Raw genomic sequence first — 24,401 nt, 5'->3', positions numbered from 1 at the left:
CTAGCGCCTGAGGCCCAACGGCTAGCGCCTCAGGCCCACGGCTAGCGCCTCAGGCCCAACGGCTAGCGCCTGAGGCCCACGGCTAGCGCCTGAGGCTCACTGGGTTTCTTGTCATCTCCCCTAGTTTCATCGTCAGACGTGACAGAAACTGCGGCGCGTTGTAGTGCCACAAACCCAACCTTTGCCAGACCAGCGTTGCCCGATCCAGGCACTTGCTTGTTGTTGACGTCCCGATTAGCTTGCGCGATGGATCGGCGGTGAGGACGTTGCTGCTGAAGTTGGATTTCGATCGTCAATCATGTTCCCAACGGAAAACCCACGTCATGTCACATTTTTCGCTTCGGATGGGTCTGCTCGCTGCCCTGGCCATACTCTTGACGTCGTTGCCAAAGCCTGGGTTGGTCGCTCAGGATGAGGCCCCGACTCTGAATCAACAAGCCGACGGTTACCGAGGCATCTGGTACATGAACCAGCCGTCCAATGACGAGTATGTCTACAAGTACAGTGGCGGAATGGGGACCTACTGCGCCAAGCACAAACCGTTTGCCGTCTACTGTGCAGCCGTCAAGAAAACCTTCTTTTGCTACGGCGGCGCCACGGTCGACAATAGCCGGAGATTGCTCCACATGGTGTCTTACTATGATCACAACACGGGGACGGTCCCCCGTCCGACGATCCTGTTGGACAAGCAAACGGACGACGCGCATGACAATCCGGTGATTTCGGTCGACACCGATGGCTATATCTGGATCTTTTCGACGTCGCACGGCCTCAGCCGTCCATCGTACATTCACCGCAGCAAGCTTCCCTACAACATTGACGAGTTTGAACTCGTCGAGGCAACCCGAGCCGACGGCGACAAACAGGTGCCGATCAACAATTTTTCGTACATGCAGGTGTGGAATTCACCTCCCCAGGGCTTCTCCGCCTTCTTTACGCGATACAAGTACCCGGCAGACCGCACAATCTGCTTCATGAATAGCAGTGATGGTCGCCAGTGGAGCCAATGGCAACGCATTGCAGCAATCCAGCAGGGGCATTACCAGATCTCCGGTGCCGGTCGAACCAAATTGGCATCCATGTTCAACTATCATCCCGCTAAAAAAGGGCTGAACTGGCGAACGAATTTGTACTACGTCGAAACGCTCGACAACGGGCAGACTTGGCAGACCGTTGGCGGAAAGCCTCTGTCGTTGCCACTGACGAATCCTCGCAACGATGCACTGATTCGTGACTACGAGTCCGACGGATTGAACGTCTACCTCAAAGATCTTCGTTTCGACGAAAACGACTTCCCTGTGTTGCTGTACATCACCAGCGGCGGATACGAATCCGGGCCGAAGAACGACCCGCGGACTTGGATGATCGCTCGTTGGACCGGGGCGGAGTGGCGATTCTCCGAGATCACCACTTCGGACAACAACTACGACATGGGCGAGCTATGGTTACAGGCCAACGACGACTGGCGAGTAATCGCACCTACGGGGGACGGAGCTCAAGCGTACAACCCCGGCGGAGAAATCGTGATGTGGCAAAGCCGCGATCAAGGAGCATCCTGGAAAATGATGCGCGAGCTAACTCGTAACAGTCCGATGAATCACGGCTACGTTCGTCGAGTTCTGAATGCACACCCTGATTTCATCGGCATCTGGGCCGATGGGCATGGGCGACAGCCATCCGATTCACGTCTCTATTTCACCAATGCAGACGGTGATGTGTTTCAGTTGCCCGAAGTGATGGAATCAAATTCGGCAAGCCCAGTGAAAATGAACTAGTGCATCGTCCAGTCTTAGAACGTGGGTCCGGTAGATGAGCCGTTTTGGCGTTAGCCACGGTTTTCTTAAAACGTGGGTTCGGTAGATGAGCCGTTTTGGCGTTAGCCACGGTTTTCTTAAAACGTGGGTCCGGTAGATGAGCCGTTTTGGCATTAGCCACGGTTTTCGTGACACAACCGTGGCAATCGCCAAAACGGCTAACCCCAAAATCAAGACCGGACGATGCACTAGCCGGTTTGTTCAGCAAAACGTCGATCACGATTGACGAGCATTTTCCATCGGACTCTTTGAGGACTCACTCGACAGACTTTTTCTGACCGGCCGGTATTGCTCCGGTGATGCCGCTTGCCGAGAGTGGCCGCAGCAGTCCCAGTACTTGTTCTGCATGACGAAGGTTTTTCTGTGTCTCCGGGTCGCTCAGCAGCGTCAGAATCTCGCGTGTCGATTCAATCGTCTTTGGCAATGCAGCAACGGCATCAAGCGTATCGTGGGCGATCGGAGTGAACCAATCCACATGATCCACCACCATGCTGTTGAGTTTCTGGAGGTCGTTCTGATCAACGTCAATCGTGATCCTGCCTTCTCCCCGCAAGGAAGAGTTATCGCCAAGGATCAACTCGAATGAACCGTCGAGATGAAGCTGGCCTGGAGTGCCTGCATCAGTCGTCAATTTGAGTGAACGACGTTGTGATCGTTCGGTAGAAACCGATTCTCGCATCTGGCCACGCGCGCGTCTGCGTTGCCGCTTTGCACGCTTCGCTCGCTTCGGTGCAACTGCCTCAGAAACGCCATCCACGTTCAAAGCAATTTCGGGCCGATCATTTTCGGCAGATTGCAGGGGAGTGGGGCAAAGCATCAACGCCATGGAAATGCCGATGATTTGAATCGCGAAAGAGCGCACTGCTCGTTCTGATCGGCTGGACTCAGGGAACGTTTTTGAGAACATAAATCACCTGTTCAGAGAGGTTGGACGATTGTCGGCGGGCAGCCCAGTATAGCCGAGTCCGATGAACGCATGGAAAATGCATTTGCACTTTCCTCAGCCCTTGGTGATTCATGAATGCCACGATGACGGAAAACGTTAGCCCGGATGATTCATAACCCGACGCGTAAGCGAGGGATACTTGGTAAATCCCTCGCTTACGCGTCGGGTTATGTAAACGATGTCACAGCTCATTTCCGAGAAGCTGTTTGCGCTAGGATCAATCATCCGCATGAATAATCCGGGCTAGCAGAATGCATAGAAACGCCAAGACTTGACCGTGGCTGTATTTTTCATTCCGCGTTGCGCTTTGGCAGCACCCAATTCGGGCGGGGGAAGTGGCACGTGTAGCCGTCGGGAATGCGTTCCAAGTAATCCTGGTGCTCGGGTTCAGCTTCCCAAAAATCGCTCACTGGTTCGACTTCGGTCACAACGGCACCGGGCCATAAACCGGACTCGTTGACGTCCGTGATCGTGTCCAGTGCGATCTGCTTTTGCTCGTCGGTGGTGTAGTAGATTGCGGAACGGTACGACATTCCGCGATCGTTTCCTTGCCGATTGGGCGTTGTCGGGTCGTGGATCTGGAAAAAAAACTCGAGAAGTCGTCGGTAGCTGATCGTCTCGGGGGCGAACAGGATCTCGATCGCTTCCGCATGTGTGCCGTGGTTACGGTACGTCGCATGGGGCACGTCGCCTCCGGAGTATCCGACGCGAGTCGACTCGACGCCGGGTAGCTTACGGATCAAATCCTGCATGCCCCAGAAACAACCACCCGCCAGTACTGCTCGCTCGCTCATCGTATTCTCTCGGTGTTCTCTCGATCAATTGTCTTTCATGCGATGGCAAGGAAACCATCGTGATGTCCCAGTCTATCGCCCAGCCTCCAGACTGGCGACTGTTGATTGTAGCGCCGACGTCCAGTCAGGCGGCAATGCCCGGCTCCCAACATCATGCTCATTTTGCTCTACAATGCTGTCGGAGTCCCCGTAGTGGACGAGGTCACGAGTCCAATGAGGTCCAATAGCTGCGGAGCCGTGACGTCGTCCACGACGGAATCAATCAACCAACCAATTCTGACCACCATGCAACGATTCATTCTATCATCGGCTCTCTGCTTTCTACTGGCGAATTGGCTGGCCGCCAGTGACTACTGTGTCGTGATTCAACAATCTGTCTATGACGATCCCGATTGGAGATTGGTGGCCGATGAATTGGTCAGTAAACATGACGGTAACCTTCTTTTTTATTCGACCACTCCGGATGAGTTGCGATCTGATCTCCAGCAATTCCATCCTCGCTACACGTGCTTCGTGACACCGCACCAGAAGGCAGGACGTCAGTTCGTCGCCACGGTTCATCAATTGACGCGACGTTACGACGACGATCCCTACACGGACACTTTTTGGGGAATTTTGACGGGCTACGACGCCGCCAATGCGTTGGCGATCGCACGCCATCGAGAGCCGCTGACGATTCACAAGGTTGCCTCTGGAACCGAAGTTGCATTGGAAATGTGTGAGCAAGCAGTGTTGTACGACGAACTGGTCGCCAACAAGCTGGTACGAAAAGACGAAAACGCTGAGATCAAAAAGTTGCCGTGCCCGACCGATACCACGAAAGCCCTCGTCGAGAGCTTGAATGATTTTCAGCCCGATCTCTTTGTCACCTCCGGCCACGCTACCGAGCGAAACTGGCAAATCGGATTCACGTATCGAAACGGGTTCTTCAAGTCGTCCCAGGGACAGATGTTCGGGGAAGACACGCAGAGGCGGCGTATCGAGATTGATTCTCAAAACCCCAAGGTTTATCTACCGATCGGAAACTGCTTGATGGGACACATCGATGGACCAGACGCGATGGCGCTTGCTTGGATGAACGATGTTGGTGTCAAGCAAATGATCGGCTACACCGTGCCGACCTGGTTTGGGTACGGCGGATGGGGTGTGCTGGATTACTTTGTTGAGCAGCCGGGTCGATACACATTGACCGAAGCGTTCTTTGCAAACCATCAGGCACTACTACATGCTTTGGAGACCCAGTCAGGTGACCAACGTGGACTGAGTTTTGACCGCGACGTCGTTGCGTTTTACGGGGATCCGAAATGGTCAGCGCGAATGGCGGAGATGGAAAAACGCTATGAGCAGTCGTTGACCTACAAGGACGGCGTCTACACATTCCGTGTGAGCCCCAATCACGGCGCGGACTCTTTTCGCCCGGTCAATGTCAACGGTGCACAACGTGGTTGGCGACCGATCGTTCATTGGTTGCCCGAGCGGATCAAGGACGTTGAAATCATCCAGGGAGCCGAATTCCAGCCCGTGATCGCCGACGACTTTTTGCTGCTGCCCAACCCGAGGGAATGTGACGAAGACACCGACTACGTGGTCGTGTTCAAGGCGACACCTCGTTGACCAGCGTCCATCGTAATGGGATTCGCCAGAATTCCCGTCGCACAAGAGAACTCTGGGGAAATCCATGACGCGTTTTGCTGCAGAGAGCATTTCTAACGAGATCAACTTCGCAAAGACGGCCACTGGTGCCCGAGACTCCAGCTACAATCATTGTCCCTCCACTAAGCTTCCTACCCAACTGACGGCCCACATTCCATGACAAAATTGCCACTCGTTCGTTTCTGGTCGCAGGTCCTTTTCCCGGCACTCGTTTTCCCGGCACTCGTTGGCGTCCTGGCTCCTCATTGCGCGATGCCTCACGCTTCTGCAGCAGACGGCACGCCGTTGAAGGTATTCATCTTGGTGGGGCAATCCAACATGCAGGGGCACGCGGAGGTTTCTACGTTTGATCACGTCGGCATGGATCCCGCGACCGCCGGGCTCTTGAAGGACATGCGAACGGCAGACGGTAGCCCAACGGTTTGCAAGAACGTCTGGATCTCGTCCATCGGAAACGACGGTACGGAGACAGAGCATCATGGTCAACTGACGGCAGGTTACGGAGCCATGGGGCGAGGAACAAAGATCGGTCCCGAGTTCACCTTCGGTATCTACACGCAAAAGACCCTCGACGAACCCATCCTGATCATCAAGACCGCCTGGGGTGGCAAGTCATTGCACACGGATTTTCGCCCCCCCAGTGCCGGTCCGTATGAATTCAACGAGACACAGCTTGCCAATTTGAAGAAACAGGGCAAGGACATCGAGCAAATGCAGGCCGAACGCAGGCAAGCATCAGGCCACTATTATCGATTGATGATCGAACATGTGAAAAATGTTTTGGCCGATATCAAGCGAGTCTATCCAAAGTACGATTCCGACGCGGGTTATGAACTCGCCGGCATGGTTTGGTTCCAAGGTTGGAATGACATGGTCGACCAAGGTGTGTACCCGAATCGTTCTCAGCCCGGCGGCTATGCCATGTACAGCGAGCTGCTGGCGCAGTTCATTCGCGACGTTCGCCGTGATCTCGATGCAGAAAAGATGCCGTTCGTGATCGGTGTCATGGGAGTCGGCGGCCCGGTCGATCAGTACGGACCGAGTCAGCAGCGTTACAAAAGCACACACGAGGGTTTTCGAGCCGCGATGGCGGCCCCGGCGAAGATGCCCGAGTTCCAAGGGAACGTGGCCGCCGTGCTGACAGAAAAGTACTGGGACGCAGAACTTGCAGAACTGAAAGCGAGGGGCGGACAGATCAAGGAAAAGTCAAAAGAATTAGACGCCGACGAGAGTTTGAACCGCCAACAGCGTGAAGCAAAGTTGGCTGAGTTCCGCGAACAGCTTTACACCCCACGCGAACTGGAGATCTTGAAAGGCAGCTCCAATGCCGAGTTTCACTACAACGGTTCGGCGAAAATCATGGCTCAGATCGGAAAGGGCTTCGCTGATGCGATTGTTTCCATGACGTCAACGTCGAAGTGAAACCCCGCATTGATTTCCGACCAGAACCTTCGACATCCTCCCATCAGAAATCCATGAAATACTTCTTTGCGATCCTTTGTTTGGTTGCTTTGTTGCAGCCCTTGCCCGCAACCGGTGATGATTCGGCCAAGCCCAACATCGTCTACATCATGACCGACGAGCTGGGTTACTTTGAACCCGGGTTCATGGGTGGACCTGATATTCAGACGCCGAATTTGGATCGCATGGCTGCCGAAGGAATGCGGTTCAACAATCTGTTCGCGGGTTCATCTGTGTGCGCGCCCACGCGGTGCTGTTTTCTGACTGGCAAACATAGCGGGCACACATCCGTCCGTTCCAACGGCGGAGGAACACCTCTGCGAGCCGATGAGCCGACGATCGCGTCGATGTTGAAACCTCTTGGTTATTCGACAGGGGGATTCGGCAAGTGGGGAACCGGTGGACGAGACTCCACTGGCGTGCCTGAGAAACACGGTTTTGACGTTTTTCTGGGCTACTACGATCAAGTTCATGCGCATAGTTACTACCCGCCGTATTTGATTCGCAATAGCGAAGAAGTTCCCTTGATGGGGAACGTGGGTGTCAGTGGCGAAACCTACTCGCACTACGTGATCCACGAAGCTGCGGTCCAGTTCATCCGCGACAACAGCAAGAATCCCTTCTTTGCCTACTTGCCCATCACGCCGCCTCACGGATTGTTCAACATTCCGGATTCCGATCCGGCTTGGGCAATCTACAAAGACAAGCCCTGGCCAGAGCAAGTGCGACGCTATGCGGCGATGGTCACGATGGTGGACCGACAGATCGGCGAGATTCTGGGATTGCTGAGAGAGCTGGGCATCGCTGACAACACGTTGGTATTCTTCAGCGGCGACAACGGCGGCGCGGACTATTTTGCAACGAAAGAACAGCCGAGAGGATTTTTCAAAGCCAACGTGCACCCGAAAACGGGAGTCGAGTATCGTGGTCGCAAGGGAAACCTGTACGAAGGCGGTTTGCGGATTCCTTTCCTCGCCTACTGGCCCGGCAAGATCAAGCCGGGCACGGTCAGCCATCACCTCGGGTACTTTCCCGACATCCTGCCCACGATTGCCGACGTCACCGGAGCCAAGCCTCCTGCGGACATCGATGGGATCTCCATATTGCCGGAGTTGATCGGTGAGCAAGCGGCCGGGCATGCTCAGAAGGAACACGAATACTTGTACTGGGAGATCGGTGGTCAAACCGCAATTCGTCGCGGAGACTGGCGAGCGGTCCGGCCGAGTCCGAAAGCGAATTGGGAACTGTACAACTTGAGCATCGATCCCAGCGAATCCAACGATGTAGCCGCCGACCATAGCGACATCGCTCGCGAGCTTAGCGAACTAGCCGAGCGTGCGCACGAGCCGGTGCGTGAAGGAACCTTTGCAAGAACCGATCGACACGAGCGCGATCGGCGGGCAAAGTTTGGCAAGCATGATGATCCAGCTCCGCCCCAGAAAGCCGCCAAGGAAACGGCGAAGTACAGCCTTCCCGTGGAAGGCATGATTTCAAACAAGAAATGGAAGGTGTTGCGGGCAAGCAGCGAGAACAGTGGGAACGGCAAGTATGCGGCCAACGCCATTGATGGCGACCCAAATACACTTTGGCACACACGGTTCAGCCCCAGTCTGGCCCCTCCACCGCACGAATTGGTGATTGATTTGGGGGCAACGCATCAAGTGGACGGACTCGTTTACCTAGCCCGACAAGACAACGGATGGAACGGGACGGTTGCCGAACTGGAAGTTTTCGTCGCGAACGATCCCGAACAGTTTGGGACGCCTGTCGGAAAGGCAAAATTGACCAGGACAAAGAAACCGCAAACGATGACTATCCCAGAAACATCCGGCAGATATGTCCTGGTTCGAATTCTGTCCGAAATCAACGGCAACGCGTTCGCAAGTGCGGCGGAGTTCGGCTTGCGGGCTGCTGATTGATTCAGATCCGGGAACGCAAGCGTGAGCCGTGGACCATAGCGGCTTGTTGATTAAGTCCGTGCTGGGGATTTAGACTGGACTGTTCAAAATTTTGGGTTGACTTGATGTTTCGGCGTTTTTCTTGGAGCCGTTTCTTGTCCACTGTCACCTCCCCCAGCTGCGGAGACTGCTGATTTAGTGAGCCGTGACGCGTAAGCGGCCGGGCCTTACGCATTGCCCGGTGCCTTACGGCCCACGGCTCACCCTTGGGTCCTGGTTTCGATTAAATCTGCAGTCTCCTGCGCCGGGAGAGGTGACAGAAACTTGCGGAGCGCCACAGTGCTACAACCCCAAATTTTGAACAGCCCACCACTAGCCTGGCTTCTATCGACAGACGTTGATCGCGGATTAGTGTCGAAATCTTTCGACATTTCCTATCGATCCGTACACTGCTGGCTCTAGAATGAGAGCCAGTAAGTCTCTACTGGTCTCGTATCGGTTGAATCATTGCGTGGCGTATCCCATGCAACTGAATCACCACACCGGTCACCACCAAGACGATCTCAGCAATAGGCCAGCCTTTCCGGGCTGACACTTGGCCTGCGGGCGTAGCCTCAGGTTTCGAACTCTTTTCGGCTTGTCACTTTACTCGTTTTTACGACAAGCCATGCAGCAGGTGTCCAGCAACGACTGGGCATTGACGCGACAGGGTACCGATCGTCGGCATCTGGCTGACGTTCGTCGTGGCAAAACGAAACACGGCGAGCCCCCCCTCATCATTCTGTCATGTGATCTGGGTTGAATTTTCTGAGTGATGTCCGTCAACGCTTGTAATGGCGACGCTCACAGAAGAACGATCTGACGTTTGGCATGATGATCCCGAGTATGTGAAAGAACCCAATGAACACGTTGTCTGTGGAGACCCCCAATTACGTCCTACTGGATGAAGATCATCAGCGTATCGGCCCCAGCCTGCTGCCCATTCATCCATCCGGCGAATGCGTCGCCGTATATGGATTCACCGACAAACAACCGTACGACGCGTACTGCTCTCACACGAAAGAAGAGTTGACGCCATATCCGCTGGTGAAGTGCTTTCTGCAGGATCAGTTGGCTTTGCCGGGAAACGTGGTTCGTCTGATTGTGATTGACCCAGTCGATCAGAGCGAAACACCACTTCGAGCGGCAACGATGAGTGCCGTTCTAACCGCGTTAGAGAAACGATCCGACCACGTCACGCTCTCCCATCGTTTGATCTGGTGCGAACCCTCGCGGGCGTACCGGGTTGAAGCCATTTCGTCCGGTGCAGCGAAGCACTGAAGCGAGGGATGTTCTGATTCCGCGAAGAGACACCCAATTCATTGCAAGCCGATCCGTTGGAATCCGCTGCAGTAAAGTTCCCCAACCAGGAGTGAAGCATGAGTTTTGGAAACAAAGTTCCCGACAAGACGTTACAAGTCAATGTAATTCGCAAGCTAGCGCAAAAATGCGCCGGCTCCAATCGAATTGACGCGAGTGTTCGTGGAGGGGATGTGACGCTGACAGGCAGCATCAAAAACGAGTTTGAACGCAAGCCGATCCTACGTTGCGTGTCAGCGGTTCAGGGAATCGGACGTGTGGTCGATCAAATACGTTTGGAAGTAAAAAAGAAGGTCGAGTAGTCGATTTTACATCACTGCGATTGGCACGGGATTCCCAAACCTTGCTTGCGTTGCGAGAAAGTCGCTTGAGCGTACTTGCTTCGATTCCCCACGAGGCATGTTGAATCCAGTAGAATGAGGTGTGTCGCACGATTAGCGGGATCGTGGACTTGGTCATTCAATTGGATTTCATCATGACGCGAATTCTGTTGGTCGAAGACAGTCCCACGCAGGCGATTCGAATTGCGGCCCAATTGAACGAGGATCTCTACGAAGTCGCAACGGCGGGAAACGGTGAAGCGGCGATTGAGATGATCTCGGCTTTTCAACCGGATCTGATTCTTTCCGATGTTCAGATGCCCGTCATGAATGGGCTGGAACTGGTCTCGGCACTCCATGACAACTTGACCGACATTCCCGTGGTTCTGATCACGGCAACGGGGAGCGACGAGCTGGCAATGGAGGCCTTGGAACGCGGCGCAGCGGCCTATTTGCCAAAATCGCAACTGGGCGAAAAGTTGCTTGCGACAGTCCGTCAAGTCCTGGCTTTGACGAATGCGAGCGAAAGCTATTCGGAGCTGATCCGATCTCTTGAGTACAACGAATTCCGCTTCGTCTTAGAGAACAAAGCGGAGTTGGTGACGTCACTGGTCGACTTGATTCAACGGATGGTCGCAGGAGTGGGCCTGTGTGACGAGATCGGACGAGTGCGGGTTGGCATGGCGTTGGAACATGCCCTGTCAAACGCGCTTTGCCACGGCAATTTAGAATTGACCAAAGAACAACTTGAGGCCGAAGAATTGATCGTTGCTGGTGAGCCGTCGCTGATCGAGTGGCGGAGTACAGAATCACCATTTTGTGATCGTCGGATCCGCGTGAAAGTGCAGTTGACGCCCGAAGAAGGCGTTTTTGTGGTTCGCGATGACGGCGCTGGTTTTGACAAGTCCTGCATCCGCGAGATGAACGACTCGGCAACACTCGACAACGACAGCGGTCAAGGACTCGTGTTGATTCGCACGTTCATGGATGAAGTCCGCTGGAACGAGTCGGGCAACGAAATCACGATGATCAAACGACGTTGCCCCGACGGAGCGTTTTGATGGTGCTTATGCCAACGTTATCCGTCGAAACTCAAAAACCGTAGAGCGGCTGCAGTTTGTCGGTCAAGTCGCGGATCAGGTGGTCAGCACTCAGTGGCTCGCCTGTCGCGTTCTGCACCAATTGTTCGCCGGTGTAACAGGCGCCGTGACGATGCACATTTTGGCGCAGCCATTCTAGCAGAGGCTGAAACTCACCTCGCTGAAACAGGCCATCGACATCGCCCAGCTGTTTCTTGGCAGCGTCAAACAGTTGTGCCGCTGCCAGATTCCCAAGCGTGTAGGTCGGAAAATAACCGAACAATCCTGCACTCCAGTGCACGTCTTGCAAGACACCATCGGCGTCTGTTTCGCTGTGGATCCCCAGGCAGCTTTGATACTGTGAATTCCATTCATCAGGCAACTCGTTCACAGACAACGTCCCTTCGATCAATCGTCGTTCCAATTCAAAGCGAATCAGAATGTGCAAGTTGTACGTCGCCTCGTCGGCTTCCACTCGTATCAAACTCGGCTGAACTTGGTTGATCGCGAAGTGAAACGTATCAAGCTCGATGTCGTCGAGTTGGGGTGAGAACGTGGATTGTGTCTCTGCATAGAGCCAACGCCAAAACGGCAAGCTTCGGCCGACTTGGTTTTCCCACAAACGCGATTGCGACTCGTGAATGCCAAGTGACACGTATCGCCCCGGTGGCAAACCGAACCATTCGGTCCGTAAACCTTGCTCGTACATCCCGTGACCGGCTTCGTGCAGCGTCCCAAAAAGTCCAGCCGGCAACCAGTTTCGTTGATAACGCGTCAGAATTCGGCAGTCATTGGGACCAAGTGTCGTGCAAAAGGGGTGTGAGGTCTCGTCGAGTCGACCGCGGGCAAAATCAAAGCCGACGGCGGCAGCCACTCGACGGCTAAACTGACGCTGGGCGTCCACGCAGAAATCGCGTTTCAGGATGTCGACATTCGGCTGCCGTGGTGCGTTGCGTATGGAGTGGATCAACTTGGTCAATGAAGTTCGCAAATCGTCAAAGGTCTGCGTCAGGGATTCGACGCGTGCGTCGGGCTCGTACTCATCCATCAACGCTTCGTAGGCACTGCGCCCGGTACCTTCGGCCATCCGCTGTCCGGCTTCGCGTTTCAGATCAATGATTTTCGAAAGTGCTGGAGCAAAGGCGGCGAAGTCGTTCGCTTTTCGGGCCGCGTCCCAAGACTGTTGCCCACGAACGGTAGCTTGGCTGATTTGCTCGACGAGTTCGGTCGGCAGCTTGCAATCTCGCTGCCAGTCGCGGTGCAATTCCCGCACCGTCGCCACGGTGTCCGAGTGTACGGACTCATCACTCGCGGTATCTGACAACTGCTGCAGTTGCTCGCCGTACTGCCCAGACGTCCTGAGTCGATGTGCCGAGGCACGCATCATGGATACTTGTTCAGCGCGGTATTCGCCTGCGGCCAGAGGCATTCCGGTCCTCTCATCCCACTCCAACGTGTCGGCGATGGAGGTCAGCAGGGCGGCTTCGCGGGCCTGGCGGCAAACGGATTCGAACACAGATTGATGGAGAGTCATGGACGGCTGGGTTCTAATGTTGGAGGTACAGGTGTGCGTGAAGCGACAAGTCTGCAAAAATCGCAAGCAACGAACCACCACCCTGAATCAAAATCCCTGAAATCGACCAAGATTTTCTTGTGTCGACGTGGTCTGACCAACGTATACAGGGGCGTGCTATCTTATTGGTGAAATGATTCCTACCCAACAGTGGTTACGACCATGAGCCGAGTCTCTGCCCTCTCACTCTTTGCGATTGTTCCCTTGATCCTGCTGCTTTCGTCGGCCAGTATGAGCCGAGCCGATGATGCGCAGTCGCCGGATCTTTCCGCAGCCGACGCAGCGTTTGACAGTGGTCAATACGCCAAGGCGTATTCGCTGTACAACGCCTCCGCTAAAGATGGCGTGCTGGGGTACGAAGCACAAGTTGGAGTGGCGAGGTGCTTCATGGAAGTCAAGCAGTACACGGAGTCCGAGTCGGCATTTGATGAAGCGATCAAGCTGGATGACAACCGCTTTGAAGCCTACGCGGGGCGTGGCATGGCCAAATGGCTTCAAGACAAGAACAAGGACGCCATCGTGGATTTGCAGCGTGCCATCGAGATCAACGATCAATCAGTTGACGGCTGGCTTTACTTGGCTCTGTCCAACCAATCTCTCGGAAAGCACGATGACGCCTTGAAGCTGTTTGATAAAGCCGTTGCGTTGGACGACCAGCGATGGTTTTCGTTCTTTCAACGTGCCAAGACGCATTTGGCATTGGACGATCCCGCGGCAGCGATCGCAGATTACACACGAGCGATTGAGATCAATCCAAACAACACGAACGCGCACCGTCAGCGTGCAATCGCTTATCAGCAGCAAGAGCAGTATGCCGAAGCGATCGCGGACATCAATCAACGACTCGCCGTACTGCCGCTCGATACAGACTCCATCGAGATTCGTGCGGAGATTTATCAAGCAAGCGAAGAGTTGCTGATGTCTGCCAGAGATTACTCTGCCCTCATTGGCATGAACACCAATGTGCCCGAATCGTTGAAATCTCGCGGCGGTTGCTATATGGAGCTGGAACTGTATCAAGCGTCCATTGACGACTATTTGGCGGCATCCAAACTGGCCCCCGATCAGTGGACGTACGCGAATTTGGCGACTTGCTATGAGTATTTGGACGAGTACGAGAAAGTCGACGGGTTCTACACGGAAGCTCTGAAGCTGGATCCGGAATACGAACTCGCACTGGTCTGGCGGGCCTATGCACGTCAACGTCTGAAACGTTTTACTGAAGCCAAAGCTGACTACTTGGCAGCATTGAAAGCCGGGGCGGATGACGATCCCATTGCCTTGGGGAACCTATCGTGGCTTCTCTCAGGATGTCCTGACGAAACAGTTCGTGACGGTAGGTTGGCCTTGGAGTTGGCCACCAAGGCAAATGAACTGTATGAGGGCAAGCAAGCGTGGGTGGTGGACAACATTGCCGCGGCGCACGCGGAACTGGGTGACTTTGACAATGCCGTGACATGGGTACAGAAAGCCATCGAGTTGGCGGAATCCGAGGAAGAACAGGCGGACATTCGTACAAGGCTGGAGCTTTATCAAAACAAACAACCCGCGAGAATTGAATGACCCGAGATCTTGCTCGTGAATTGCTAGCCGTTTTCTATCAATCCAAGAAACCTGACATGCCTGCCACAAAACCGCTTGCCAACATCCGACGATTTCATCGAGTCAGTCGACCGAGCGTCCGGTTCGTCTGCATCGCTCTCTGTTGCTTTGCTTGGCTCGCCGCCAGCCACACCATCGCGCAGGAGGATCAAGCGGCGGAACAAAGCGTTCCGTTCCGCGGGATGTTGATCAAGCAGCAACCGGCCGCCGACGGCGAACCTGCGATGCCATCGGGGCTGCTGATTGATATCGTCGAGCGACGAGACGACGAGCTGCGTGTGCTGGACGAGTACGGCAACCGACGCTGGGTTCCGGCAAATGCTGTGATGAATCATGAGGATGCTGCAGAGCACTATGCGAAACAGTTGCAGGAGTCTAACGAAGACAGTGACGACGTACTTTATCGCCTAGCACTGCTTCGTTCGGAACAGCACCGCGTCGATGAAGCGTTGCAGTTGACCAAAACCCTTTTGGAAAAGCATCCCAATTTCATCGACGGATACGTTTTTCGCGGACTGTTGCTGACCAATGCCGGATCGTTCGAGGATGCGGTTGAGGTGTGCACCGCAGGTTTGAAGCTCAGCCCTGATTCATCCGCGTTGTACGTCAATCGCGGCTTGGCTCAGTCAAAGCGTGAGAAGGTGGACGACGCGATCAGGGATTACTCCAAAGCAATCGAGATCGACCAAAGTGTCGTCGCTTACAGCAATCGTGCCAGGTTGTACTTCAAGCAGGGTAAGCTGGAGGAGGCGATGGAGGACTACGATCGTGTGTTGAAGACAAAAAAAGTTGACTATGTATACCGGAGTCGAGGGCAGGTCTACTCACTGGTGGGAAACACTGAAGCTGCCTTGGAGGATTACTCTCTCGCTGTTGAGGTCAATCCAGCTAATCCGGTCAACTACCTGACTCGTGGTCGATTGCTTTTTGAGTTCGGAGACTTTGCTCGGGCTCAGAGCGATTTCCAACAAGCAACGGAGTTGGACCCGAATAGCGGCAAAGCGTTTTGTGATCTGGGTGCTTCGTTGATGGAGCTGAACCAGCCGGAGAAAGCGGAGCTGGTGCTGCGTCGAAGTTTGGAGTTGGATTCGAATGATTCCTTGACGAGGTCGAACCTCGGGTTCACCTTGCACAAGCTGGGACGTGACGACGAAGCGATTGATATGTTGCAGAGCGCGATCGAACTCAATTCCGAGGACGCGTTGGCACATTTTAACTTGGCGACCATCCTGCAATCGCAAGGACGATATGCGGATGCAATTCCGTCGTATAACGAAGCTATTCGGATTGTGCCAGAGAATCGCACCTATCGAAACAACCGTGGTGTCGCCTATCGCATGAATCAACAGTACGCGGAAGCCCTGGCAGATTTTCAAGCTTTGTCTGATGAGAACCCCAAGGATGCGTTGGCATGGTCCAACATCGGTCGGGTCAAACGAGATCAGGGGCAGCTCGATGCAGCAATCACCGATATGGATCGTGCCATCGAGCTGGACGATGGGGAGGCCGAGTTTTGGTTCTTGAGAGCAACAACCCACAAGCAAATCGGTAACACAGACTTGGCGATAAGTGATTTCAAAAAGGCCGCCGAGATTGATCCCCGCAATGCGACTCGCTGGAGCGAGCTGGCGGACATGTTGAGTGACGCCGACCAAATGGTCGAGGCCGACGAGGCTTATTCGAAGGCGATTGAATTGGCTCCAGATGAATGGCGTCACTACGTCAATCGATCCTTCGTCAAATTGAACTCCGATCGCTACCCCGACGCGGAGTCTGACGCAAAGGTCGCGTTGTCGATTGTCCCGCTCAACGCCGATGCGACTTACAACCTAGCGATGGCCCTGTTTCGTCAGGACAAGTTTCAAGAGGCGGCGTACGAGTTCAGCGTCTTGGTCGGTCTGGGAAAGGCCAATCGCAGCGCACGAAATTACCGTGGGGACAGTTTCCTCAACATCGGACGCTTTGAAGATGCGATTGTGGACTACAGCCACAATCTGCAGGAGACTCCTCAAGATGCATCGCTACTACACGCTCGAGCCTACGCGTTGACGCAACTTGGACGCGACGACGAGGCATTGGTCGATTTCGACGGCGCCATCCTGGGGGACGGACAACGAGCTCGAACCTACGTATTGCGAGGCAAGTTGCATGGTCGGGCAGGCCGCTACACTTTGGCTATCGCTGACTTTGAAAAATCGCTTGAGCTGGATCCCGAATCGCTCGACGCGATGCTTTCACTCGCTGCTTACTTGGCCGCGTCACCCGTGAGCAGCGATCGTAATGGAGCCAAAGCGTTTCATTGGGCCGAAAAAGCACAGCAGATCGAGAACACGCCTTTGGCGCTCGCGACTTTGGCGTTGGCTCATGCAGAGAATCGCGAGATTGCCGAAGCAATCAAGGCGGCGGAGCAATCGCAGCAGATGAGTGTGCAGCAGGGCGTGTCGGCTGTATCTTGGCTCGGCGAAGCGTTCGAACAGTTTCGAGCGGGCAAACCATGGCGTTTTCCGCTCGCGGTGAATACGGCGACTGAGGACGAGCCCAAGTGACCATTCTGACCATCGAGTCAACATGTGATGAAACCGCTGCTGCAGTGATCGCCGACGACGGCACCGTGTTGGGGCAATGCATTGCGACTCAGGAAGCATTGCACGCGGAGTTCCAGGGAGTGGTACCCGAGGTCGCGGCGCGAGCACACGTGGAGCGAATCATGCCGGTGATTGATACTGCCCTGCGTCAGTCCGGCGTGAGACCGGATACATTGACGGCAATCGCAGTCGCCGATCGACCAGGTTTAGCCGGTTCGTTGCTGGTAGGTGTCGTTGCCGCAAAAACGCTTGCTGTTGCTTGGGACATTCCGCTCGTTTCGATCAATCATCTGCATGCACACCTCTATGCATGCCAGTTGGCAGCGGACAGCACGGTCTATCCGTGCATCGGCCTCGTTGTCAGCGGCGGCCATACCAGCTTGTACCACTGTCAATCCGCGTTGGATTTGGACTATCTCGGTGGCACCATCGACGATGCGGCGGGGGAAGCGTTTGACAAGGTGGCGGCCATGCTGAACCTTGGGTTTCCCGGTGGTCCCGCAGTGTCAAAGCTCGCAGCCGTTGGCGACCGTCGCGCCCATGCGTTTCCGCGATCCATGATCCATGACGAGCACTACAACTTCAGTTTCAGCGGCCTGAAGACAGCCGTTCGATATTGCATCGTGGGTCCGGGTAAGAGTGATTTTTCTGCGGTCCGTTTGACGGAGCAAGAAAAGGCCGATCTATGTGCCTCTTTTGAAGCCGCGGTGGTGGACGTGCTGGTATCCAAAAGCCGTCGAGCGGTGGCGGCCTACAAAACTCCGCGATTGATTGTCGGTGGCGGTGTAGCGGCGAATCCGTACTTGCGAGAACAGTTACAGACGGCCGCGGATGCGGACGGATTTCAACTGGTGATCGCACCGATGGACCTGTGCAGCGACAATGCGGTGATGGGAGCGATCGCGCTAGAGAAAATCAAGCGAGGCGAGTTTGCATCGCTCGATTTGGACATCACAGCCGGATTACAGCGTGGGTTCTGATTCGGGGTGATCCGTGGACAGCTAGAATGTTGGGAATGTGGCACTGTGGCGCTCCGCAAGTTTCTGTCACCTCTCCCGGCGCAGCTGGTGGCCCCCAGTGAGCCTCAGGCGCTAGCCGTGGGCCTGAGGCGCTAGCCGTGAGCCTCAGGTGCTAGCCGTGGGCCTGAGGCGGATTGTGGTGCCGGCCCACGGCTAGCGTCTGAGGCTCACTCTGATTGCGATGCATGGGACAAAAACATGGATTGAAAAAACAATGTCAACCCCGATTTTTGAACAGCCCAGCCCTACGCCCGGAAACCTGCGTTGATCAATGTTTTGCCCTAGAAACCGCCGGGGCTGGTGAATTCGGCGTAGCCATCGAATTCGCTGTGGCGTTCGGGGGCCCGGTTGGAGAACTTGGTGAAGTCGGCTTCCCAGGTCAGTTGTACGTCGCCGACCGGACCGTTGCGTTGTTTCGCGATGATGATTTCCGCTTGGCCGGCGTACTGCGCACGGTCTTCGCCACGGTGGTAGTACTCTTCGCGGTGGACAAACATCACCACGTCAGCATCTTGCTCGATTGCACCTGATTCGCGCAAGTGGCTGAGTTTGGGACGGTGATCCTTGCTGTCCTCTGCTTGTCGATTCAATTGCGACAGGCAGAGCATCGGTGTTTCCAGTTCACGCGCCATCCCTTTCAAACGTCGCGCGATCTTTGCCACCTGTTCTTGTCGCGGATCGCGTGAGTTGTCCGGTTCGATCAGTTGCAAGTAGTCGATCACGATCAGCCCCAAGTTGCCTTCGCGACGTTTGATACGACGGGCGGCCGCGGCGATTTCGCTGACCGTTCGACTGGGAGAGTCGTCCACGTACAGCGGTGCTTGGCTGATCTCGTTGGCTTTGCTGATCAAGCGTGTCTGGTCTTCGGAGCTGATCGTTCCGTTTCGCATGCGGTGACCGTTGACACGTGCCAATGAGCAGAGCATCCGGTCGGCAAGTTCGATTCCGGACATTTCCAAACTCACGAACAACACCGGCTCACGGACTTCGATCGCCACGTGTTCGCCGATGTTCATCGCCAAGGCTGTCTTGCCCATCGACGGGCGCGCGGCCAAGATGATCAACTCACCGTTGTGCAGACCGCCGGTCATGGTGTCAAAATCTGCCAAACCGGTTTCGACCGTTCCATCTGTGACTTCGCCTCTCAGACGGGCCTCCATTCGATCCATCGATTGGTGCAGCACATCGCTCATGGTGTGCAACGATTGCGTGGAGCGACCGTCCATGATCGAGAACACCTTCTGTTCCGCTTGGGCGCACAGTTCACGCGCTTCACTATTCTGTTCGTAAGCGTCGCGAAGGATCTCGGTGCTGGCGGTGATCAGATTTCTGTAGACGGCTTTTTCGCCGACGATACCGGCGTAATAGACCGCGTGGGCGGCGTTGGCGACGCTGCTGGAAAGCCGTGCGAGGTAAGCCGCGCCACCTGCCTTTTCATAATGGTCTGCTTTTTTGAGTCGCGAGACGAGCAGAGTGATGTCGATCTTTTCACCCGAGTCATGCATGTCTCGCAATTGAGCGTAGATCATGCGGTTTGCGTCATCGTAAAAGTCATCCGCTTTGAGCGACGCCAAGTCGTCACAGACTTCGGGCAACAGCAAGATGCTACCCAGTACCCCCATCTCTGCTTCTAAGTCATAAGGAGGCTGTCGAGACAGAATCTCGGCGGCGGAGGCGGGGCGTTTCTTTTTTCCGCGGCGGTTGTCGTAGCGGTCTGAGTCGTCTGCGATCAAGATTCCGGTCCTTGGAAAACGGTGAGAAAATGGAGGTGAATCGGTGGCGGCGACGGCAATTGCGTCAAAACGGCGAAAAACGTGCGACGCTCGCGTTTAGGACGACGTGACGACGACGCCGTTCTCTTTTGTATCCGGCTCAGCCGGATCGCAACAGGGTTTCGACTTTCTGAAGTGCCTCTTGGACGCTGATTGCGGCGGCCCCTCTACCGATGGATCTGCCGTCCTCAAGCCACTGTCCGACCCGAGAAGACGCCAGAATCGCCGTGCTGTGACTACGCCCACCGTAGTGACGTCCGATTTCGCCAAAGGCACTGGAAGTCTTTTCGCGGGAAAGGTACATAGCCAGCATTCGCGGTTCGGTCACCGTTTTTGTTCGCGCGGCGGTCTGCATCGAGTCCGGCGGCAACTGGAACACACGCTCCACCGCACGCTCGATCGCCGACAGCGTGACCGGCTGATCCGACATCCGCATCAGATGCCCGCCGAACTGGCGAATCTCGTCCATCGTCGGCATGCGGTTGTTCATCCGCTGCAACAGCGAGATGAGATTGACGATGCCGTGGATGACACGCCCATCACCGGTGATGGACATTGCAATTTGATCCAACGTTTCGGTAGGCCAAGCAATCGGGCAGTGCTGTGTCGCGTGATTCTGTAGCATCGTTCGACGCGTCAGCAAATCCAAACCCTGCATCTGACAGACCAAGCCACCGGCCATTCGCCCGGCAAGTTCGACACTGAGTCCTGGCATGTCGCCCGGTGCGTAGGTGCCGGCAAAAATCATCGGCCGGCCCGCTTCGGCAAGCGTCTCGACGGTGTACAGCAGCTCGCGCAAAGTCGCTTTCTTGGCACCCATGAACTGGATGTCGTCGATCAACAATGCGTCAACATCACGGTAGCGACTGCGAAACGCGGGCAAACCGCATCCGTTGTTGTGAACCGATCCGATGAAGTCGTTCGTGAACGCTTCCGCGGACAACGTGATCACTCGGCGGAGTCGATGGATGCGACGCAACTGATGGGCCAGCGAATGCAGCAAGTGTGATTTGCCGGTTCCGGGAGGTCCCCACAAGAACAAGGGTGCGGCAAGCGATGGTGACTCGCAGACCATTCGGCAAGCCGTATAAGCCAGCTCGTTGCACTTGCCATGAACGAACGTTTCCCAACGCGGTGGTGGCGTCGTTGGCTGCGAGGTCGGCTGCGAGTTTGACTGTGAAGTCGGCGATGTCGCGGAGTTGGAATCACTGGGTGCCTGAGCGTTTGGGTCGCCCACGGGAGCAGGCTTCGTCTCACCATTGGACAGCGGACTCGAACCACTCGTCACGCCCGATATTTCTGGAAACAAAGCGGGCTGGTTGGGATCGAACGTCACGCCATCAGCAGTGCTTCGCGCCGCAACGGCTCGTCGCACCGGGCGCTCTGGTTGCCGATTGCTTACACCATCGAGCAACACGGACTTGAGCGACGCAACGCCACGACGCTGTTGTCGCTTGTAGCTGTTGTTCGTGTGACCTGCGCTCTCACGTTTGCTAACGTTGGCACTGTTCCCGTTGGCACTGGGTGCCAGCTTTGCAACCGTTTCGCAGTCGCTCCGTAATGACCCAACATCCTCTTGCCCATTCAGCTCAGTCGCCGCATCTTCCAACGGCAGTTCGATTTGGCGAGCCGTTGCGACTTGCAAGACAACGCCAGCGGTCATCCCAGCGGCTTGGCTGGCCGCACCACGCAACTGTGGCATAAAGTTCTTGGAGATGCGATCGAGCGCGAACTGACCGTTGACCGTAACGATCAAGTTCACTTCGGCGATACCGCCTTGCGTCGCTGCAAAATCGAACCCGACGTTTTGAAACCAAACGTCGAACCGGTCTGCCCCGATACGCTGCTTCAACGCCTCCATGAATTGTTCGACGACATCCTTGCCGTCGTTGCAGCCGTGCGTTGCAGCCATACCGGTAGCGCAATCCTCCTTCATGGATGTCGCGGTGTGTGCGTAAGGTCGCCGCAAGAATCGTTGATCTGCACGATGACGCAACGCGTTTGCAGTTGGAGCATTCCAACGAGCAAACCGATGAGATCATGCGTTTCGATCGGTACGAAATCCGCAAGCGTTTGGGGGAAAGACGATCTCGAAAAGTGGAGGCAGCCAAAGCGTTGGCATCACGTTCGCCAACCTAGCTCCGCTGGGCGACACTAATGCCTCCCCGCGATCATCCAAACCGCGACGGAGACGAATAAGCCCTCCGTTGCGATCGTGGGCAGATTCTATGTTTGCTAGCACGCAAGTCAAATCGGTTCGGTGGAATCTGCTTGAGCTTGTCCACAATGCGGTTGCAGTGGTTCGGCTCAGGTAACAAAAAGCGGTCACATCGCCTCCATCGGCCATTCCAACGGCACTAAAAAAGTTCTGACATGCCCCGTCGTGCCGCGGTGGAAAACCTGTTGACCAAGAATGCTCTCCAATCATTCACGGTATTTTCATTTCCAGATCCGCTCTCACCGAGCGAAGTAAACGGCCGCAACCCACGACCTGCCAGCGACCGCAAGTCCATGCTGTTCAATGACTTAGAGACGAACCGAGGACGCCAGGCAGAACCGACGCGAGGTCTCGGCTGAGCTCGACAGGGGACCGCAAAAACAGAATCTGTGGTTTTTGAGCCGTTGATGAGGGCTTTGTTGTCGCATCGCCCCGCGAACTTCCTTCAATGAAGGAGACCAAGGATGCAAATCGACAAAAAGTTTTATTCGCGTAACGGGCTTGCGAATAAACAGTTGTCCAGAGTGTACGCGTCGGTTTCACCCATTTTGGGAGAAAACCGATTCCCCACTCTCATGGTCGGGAGGTCAAGAAGGGCGGTCACTTCACCCCCCGCCATGGACAAGCGTTTACCAGCTGTTAGACTATGTGCTCACAGCGACGACAGAGTTCATCTATTACTAGAAGGCAGCATGATGTCGAATCCGCAACTCACTGAACGCCAGCGCGAGGTGTACGAGCTGATTCGGGGATTGATTCTGACCCGGGGCTATGGTCCGACCGTCCGCGAAATTGGAGAACAGTTTGGGATCAAGAGTCCCAACGGAGTGATGTGTCATCTGCGAGCGTTGGAAAAGAAGGGGCTGATCGTTCGCAGTCCGAACAAATCCCGAGCGATCGAGTTGACCGAGCGTGTCGACCGGACGGGACACAGTTTGCCGATGGCCGGTCAGGTCGCCGCGGGAACCACGTCGCTCGCGTTCGAGCAGACGTCGAGAATGGATTTCAGCGAGATGTTTTGCAAATCAGATCGCTTCATCTTACAGGTCTCCGGCGATTCGATGATCGACGCCCACATCAAAGACGGAGACTTTGTGGTCGTTGAAAAGCAGGACACGGCGAAACCGGGTCAGATGGTGGTTGCTCAAACGCCGTCGGGCGATTCGACCTTAAAGTTTTGGTTCCCGGAAGGAGACCGGATACGACTACAACCGGCCAACAAGGCGATGCAGCCTCTGTATGTTAAAGAGGCGAAGATCATTGGCATCGCCGTCGGCGTGGTCCGTAATGTCCTTTGAATCGACGTTTGATCACTTTCGATCTGAGTCGTCTCCGATCTTGACGCGAATCGAACCGAGCATGTGAGTCAATTCGCGTTCGCGACGACCGACGAAGAGGATATTGTCCAGAACGATGGAGCGTTTTTCCGTGCTGGGGTGCAAAATCAACCGCCCCGCCCCCAGCAGCATGAACTCGAACACGTCGTTGATTTCTTTGTCGACTCGCAGATTGGGTGCCGGATAGCGTTTCAGGTCACTGAGCATTCCGTGGTGGTGCAGCAGTTCGTTGTTGGAAAGTTCCCAATAGTTGAACTTAGCGCTGATGAACACGGCTGCGTACATCAGGCCCATGGCCGTTGCGATACAGATAAAGAACGTGTCGTTGGCGACAGGTCGGACATGTTGGATAATCGATTCGATCGACGGCAGCATGTCCGGACGCGTTAAACCGAGCATCCAGAGGGCCAGCGCCAGGGTGCTGACGACAAAGATCAGTGTCAGCGAAGTGGCTCGCGGAAAGTCGAACACGATGATGAACATGTTCGCCATCAGGATCGCCAAGAACAGCCCCGTGATTGCAACGGGCGTGGTTTGCGATGGATCAACCGAATGGTACCCGCCGAAATAAAGCACGATTGCCCCGATGATGGCCATGATCAATGTGGGGTACATGAATACAAACTTCGGGTAGGGAATCAGCAGGACTCGCTTTTTCTTGCTCTGCCCAGGCTTCGACTCCACCGGTTCTGGTTGGGGCGTGGATTCAGCGGTTGTGTTATCAGCGTTCATCGGGGACGTCTCTGTGCGGCGCAGGGAAAATTGAACAATGGACCGTGAATAGGGGCCGTGAATTTAGTCTCACGCCAAGACCGGCCCCAATCGCGAGTGATCAGGGCGCTCCAATTCCGCGGCAAAATAGCACAGTCCTGATCGCCGAGCCAACAGGCCTGTGCGCCGATCCGTTTTGTGCGGATAATTCTACTCCCCAACCCCAATTGAGAACCCAGGAGATATTTAGGATGTCGGAT

General features: G+C 55.2%; 19 protein-coding genes. 13 read left to right on the top strand and 6 right to left on the bottom strand.

Translation table 11 applies throughout. The features are described from left to right. Positions 1 to 323 precede the first annotated feature (323 nt). Positions 324 to 1,775, top strand: a complete 1,452-nt coding sequence (locus Pla52nx_RS16250; RefSeq protein WP_231742506.1) for a BNR-4 repeat-containing protein — start codon at positions 324 to 326, stop codon at positions 1,773 to 1,775. A 295-nt stretch (positions 1,776 to 2,070) separates the two neighbouring features. On the opposite strand, the gene Pla52nx_RS16245 is transcribed toward Pla52nx_RS16250, so the two are convergent. Then, positions 2,071 to 2,640, bottom strand: coding sequence for a hypothetical protein (locus Pla52nx_RS16245; protein ID WP_146522710.1), 570 nt, complete (start codon positions 2,638 to 2,640; stop codon positions 2,071 to 2,073). Between the two features lie 410 nt (positions 2,641 to 3,050). Continuing rightward, a complete protein-coding gene (gene msrA / locus Pla52nx_RS16240) occupies positions 3,051 to 3,554 on the bottom strand; it encodes a peptide-methionine (S)-S-oxide reductase MsrA (protein ID WP_146522709.1) in 504 nt (167 codons plus the stop codon). A gap of 285 nt (positions 3,555 to 3,839) precedes the next feature. Here msrA and Pla52nx_RS16235 point away from each other — a divergent pair, with 285 nt between their 5' ends. From Pla52nx_RS16235 to Pla52nx_RS16210, 6 genes are all read left to right on the top strand, one after another. Continuing rightward, entirely contained in the window at positions 3,840 to 5,168 is a 1,329-nt protein-coding gene (locus tag Pla52nx_RS16235; protein WP_146522708.1) for a hypothetical protein, read from the top strand. Between the two features lie 291 nt (positions 5,169 to 5,459). Then, complete coding sequence (locus tag Pla52nx_RS16230; RefSeq protein ID WP_146522707.1) at positions 5,460 to 6,629, top strand: sialate O-acetylesterase; 1,170 nt, start codon at positions 5,460 to 5,462, stop codon at positions 6,627 to 6,629. A gap of 53 nt (positions 6,630 to 6,682) precedes the next feature. Next, entirely contained in the window at positions 6,683 to 8,587 is a 1,905-nt protein-coding gene (locus tag Pla52nx_RS16225; protein WP_146522706.1) for a sulfatase-like hydrolase/transferase, read from the top strand. 879 nt (positions 8,588 to 9,466) lie between these two features. After that, positions 9,467 to 9,886 carry a hypothetical protein gene (locus Pla52nx_RS16220; protein ID WP_146522705.1) on the top strand — a complete coding sequence of 140 codons (420 nt, stop codon included), beginning with the start codon at positions 9,467 to 9,469 and terminating at the stop codon, positions 9,884 to 9,886. Positions 9,887 to 9,984: 98 nt separating this feature from the next. Beyond that, positions 9,985 to 10,227 (top strand): BON domain-containing protein, encoded by a 243-nt coding sequence (locus Pla52nx_RS16215; RefSeq protein WP_146522704.1) that lies wholly within the window; start codon positions 9,985 to 9,987, stop codon positions 10,225 to 10,227. 119 nt (positions 10,228 to 10,346) lie between these two features. After that, on the top strand, positions 10,347 to 11,306 hold the full coding sequence (locus tag Pla52nx_RS16210) for a response regulator (RefSeq protein WP_146522703.1): 960 nt from the start codon (positions 10,347 to 10,349) through the stop codon (positions 11,304 to 11,306). A gap of 31 nt (positions 11,307 to 11,337) precedes the next feature. On the opposite strand, the gene Pla52nx_RS16205 is transcribed toward Pla52nx_RS16210, so the two are convergent. Beyond that, positions 11,338 to 12,858: a carboxypeptidase M32 gene (locus Pla52nx_RS16205; RefSeq protein ID WP_146522702.1), complete on the bottom strand. Its 1,521-nt coding sequence runs from the start codon at positions 12,856 to 12,858 to the stop codon at positions 11,338 to 11,340. A gap of 201 nt (positions 12,859 to 13,059) precedes the next feature. Here Pla52nx_RS16205 and Pla52nx_RS16200 point away from each other — a divergent pair, with 201 nt between their 5' ends. From Pla52nx_RS16200 to tsaD, 3 genes are read left to right on the top strand one after another with little or no spacing between them, the layout of a single operon-like run. Further along, on the top strand, positions 13,060 to 14,460 hold the full coding sequence (locus Pla52nx_RS16200) for a tetratricopeptide repeat protein (RefSeq protein ID WP_146522701.1): 1,401 nt from the start codon (positions 13,060 to 13,062) through the stop codon (positions 14,458 to 14,460). After that, positions 14,457 to 17,045 (top strand): tetratricopeptide repeat protein, encoded by a 2,589-nt coding sequence (locus Pla52nx_RS16195; RefSeq protein WP_146522700.1) that lies wholly within the window; start codon positions 14,457 to 14,459, stop codon positions 17,043 to 17,045. The genes Pla52nx_RS16200 and Pla52nx_RS16195 overlap by 4 nt, the downstream gene beginning before the upstream one ends. Beyond that, positions 17,042 to 18,064 carry a tRNA (adenosine(37)-N6)-threonylcarbamoyltransferase complex transferase subunit TsaD gene (tsaD, locus tag Pla52nx_RS16190; protein ID WP_146522699.1) on the top strand — a complete coding sequence of 341 codons (1,023 nt, stop codon included), beginning with the start codon at positions 17,042 to 17,044 and terminating at the stop codon, positions 18,062 to 18,064. Before Pla52nx_RS16195 ends, tsaD begins: the two co-directional genes overlap by 4 nt. A gap of 320 nt (positions 18,065 to 18,384) precedes the next feature. On the opposite strand, the gene dnaB is transcribed toward tsaD, so the two are convergent. Beyond that, on the bottom strand, positions 18,385 to 19,833 hold the full coding sequence (dnaB, locus tag Pla52nx_RS16185; RefSeq protein ID WP_390620412.1) for a replicative DNA helicase: 1,449 nt from the start codon (positions 19,831 to 19,833) through the stop codon (positions 18,385 to 18,387). A 142-nt stretch (positions 19,834 to 19,975) separates the two neighbouring features. Then, positions 19,976 to 21,811 (bottom strand): DnaA ATPase domain-containing protein, encoded by a 1,836-nt coding sequence (locus Pla52nx_RS16180; protein ID WP_146522697.1) that lies wholly within the window; start codon positions 21,809 to 21,811, stop codon positions 19,976 to 19,978. Between the two features lie 14 nt (positions 21,812 to 21,825). Here Pla52nx_RS16180 and Pla52nx_RS16175 point away from each other — a divergent pair, with 14 nt between their 5' ends. The 3 genes from Pla52nx_RS16175 (at position 21,826) to lexA (ending at position 23,391) form a co-directional block, all read left to right on the top strand. Then, entirely contained in the window at positions 21,826 to 22,014 is a 189-nt protein-coding gene (locus tag Pla52nx_RS16175; protein ID WP_146522696.1) for a hypothetical protein, read from the top strand. 234 nt (positions 22,015 to 22,248) lie between these two features. Further along, on the top strand, positions 22,249 to 22,452 hold the full coding sequence (locus Pla52nx_RS16170) for a hypothetical protein (RefSeq protein ID WP_146522695.1): 204 nt from the start codon (positions 22,249 to 22,251) through the stop codon (positions 22,450 to 22,452). Between the two features lie 333 nt (positions 22,453 to 22,785). Further along, positions 22,786 to 23,391, top strand: a complete 606-nt coding sequence (gene lexA, locus Pla52nx_RS16165; RefSeq protein ID WP_146522694.1) for a transcriptional repressor LexA — start codon at positions 22,786 to 22,788, stop codon at positions 23,389 to 23,391. A gap of 12 nt (positions 23,392 to 23,403) precedes the next feature. Here the strand turns inward: lexA and Pla52nx_RS16160 are convergent, their stop codons facing one another. Further along, positions 23,404 to 24,162: a hypothetical protein gene (locus Pla52nx_RS16160; protein ID WP_197454986.1), complete on the bottom strand. Its 759-nt coding sequence runs from the start codon at positions 24,160 to 24,162 to the stop codon at positions 23,404 to 23,406. Positions 24,163 to 24,401 lie beyond the last annotated feature (239 nt).

It is taken from the genome of Stieleria varia, assembly GCF_038443385.1.
GTDB classification, from domain to species: Bacteria; Planctomycetota; Planctomycetia; order Pirellulales; family Pirellulaceae; genus Stieleria; species Stieleria varia.
Note: the sequence above shows the minus strand (reverse complement) of the source record. Positions and strands in the feature narration are given on the sequence as shown.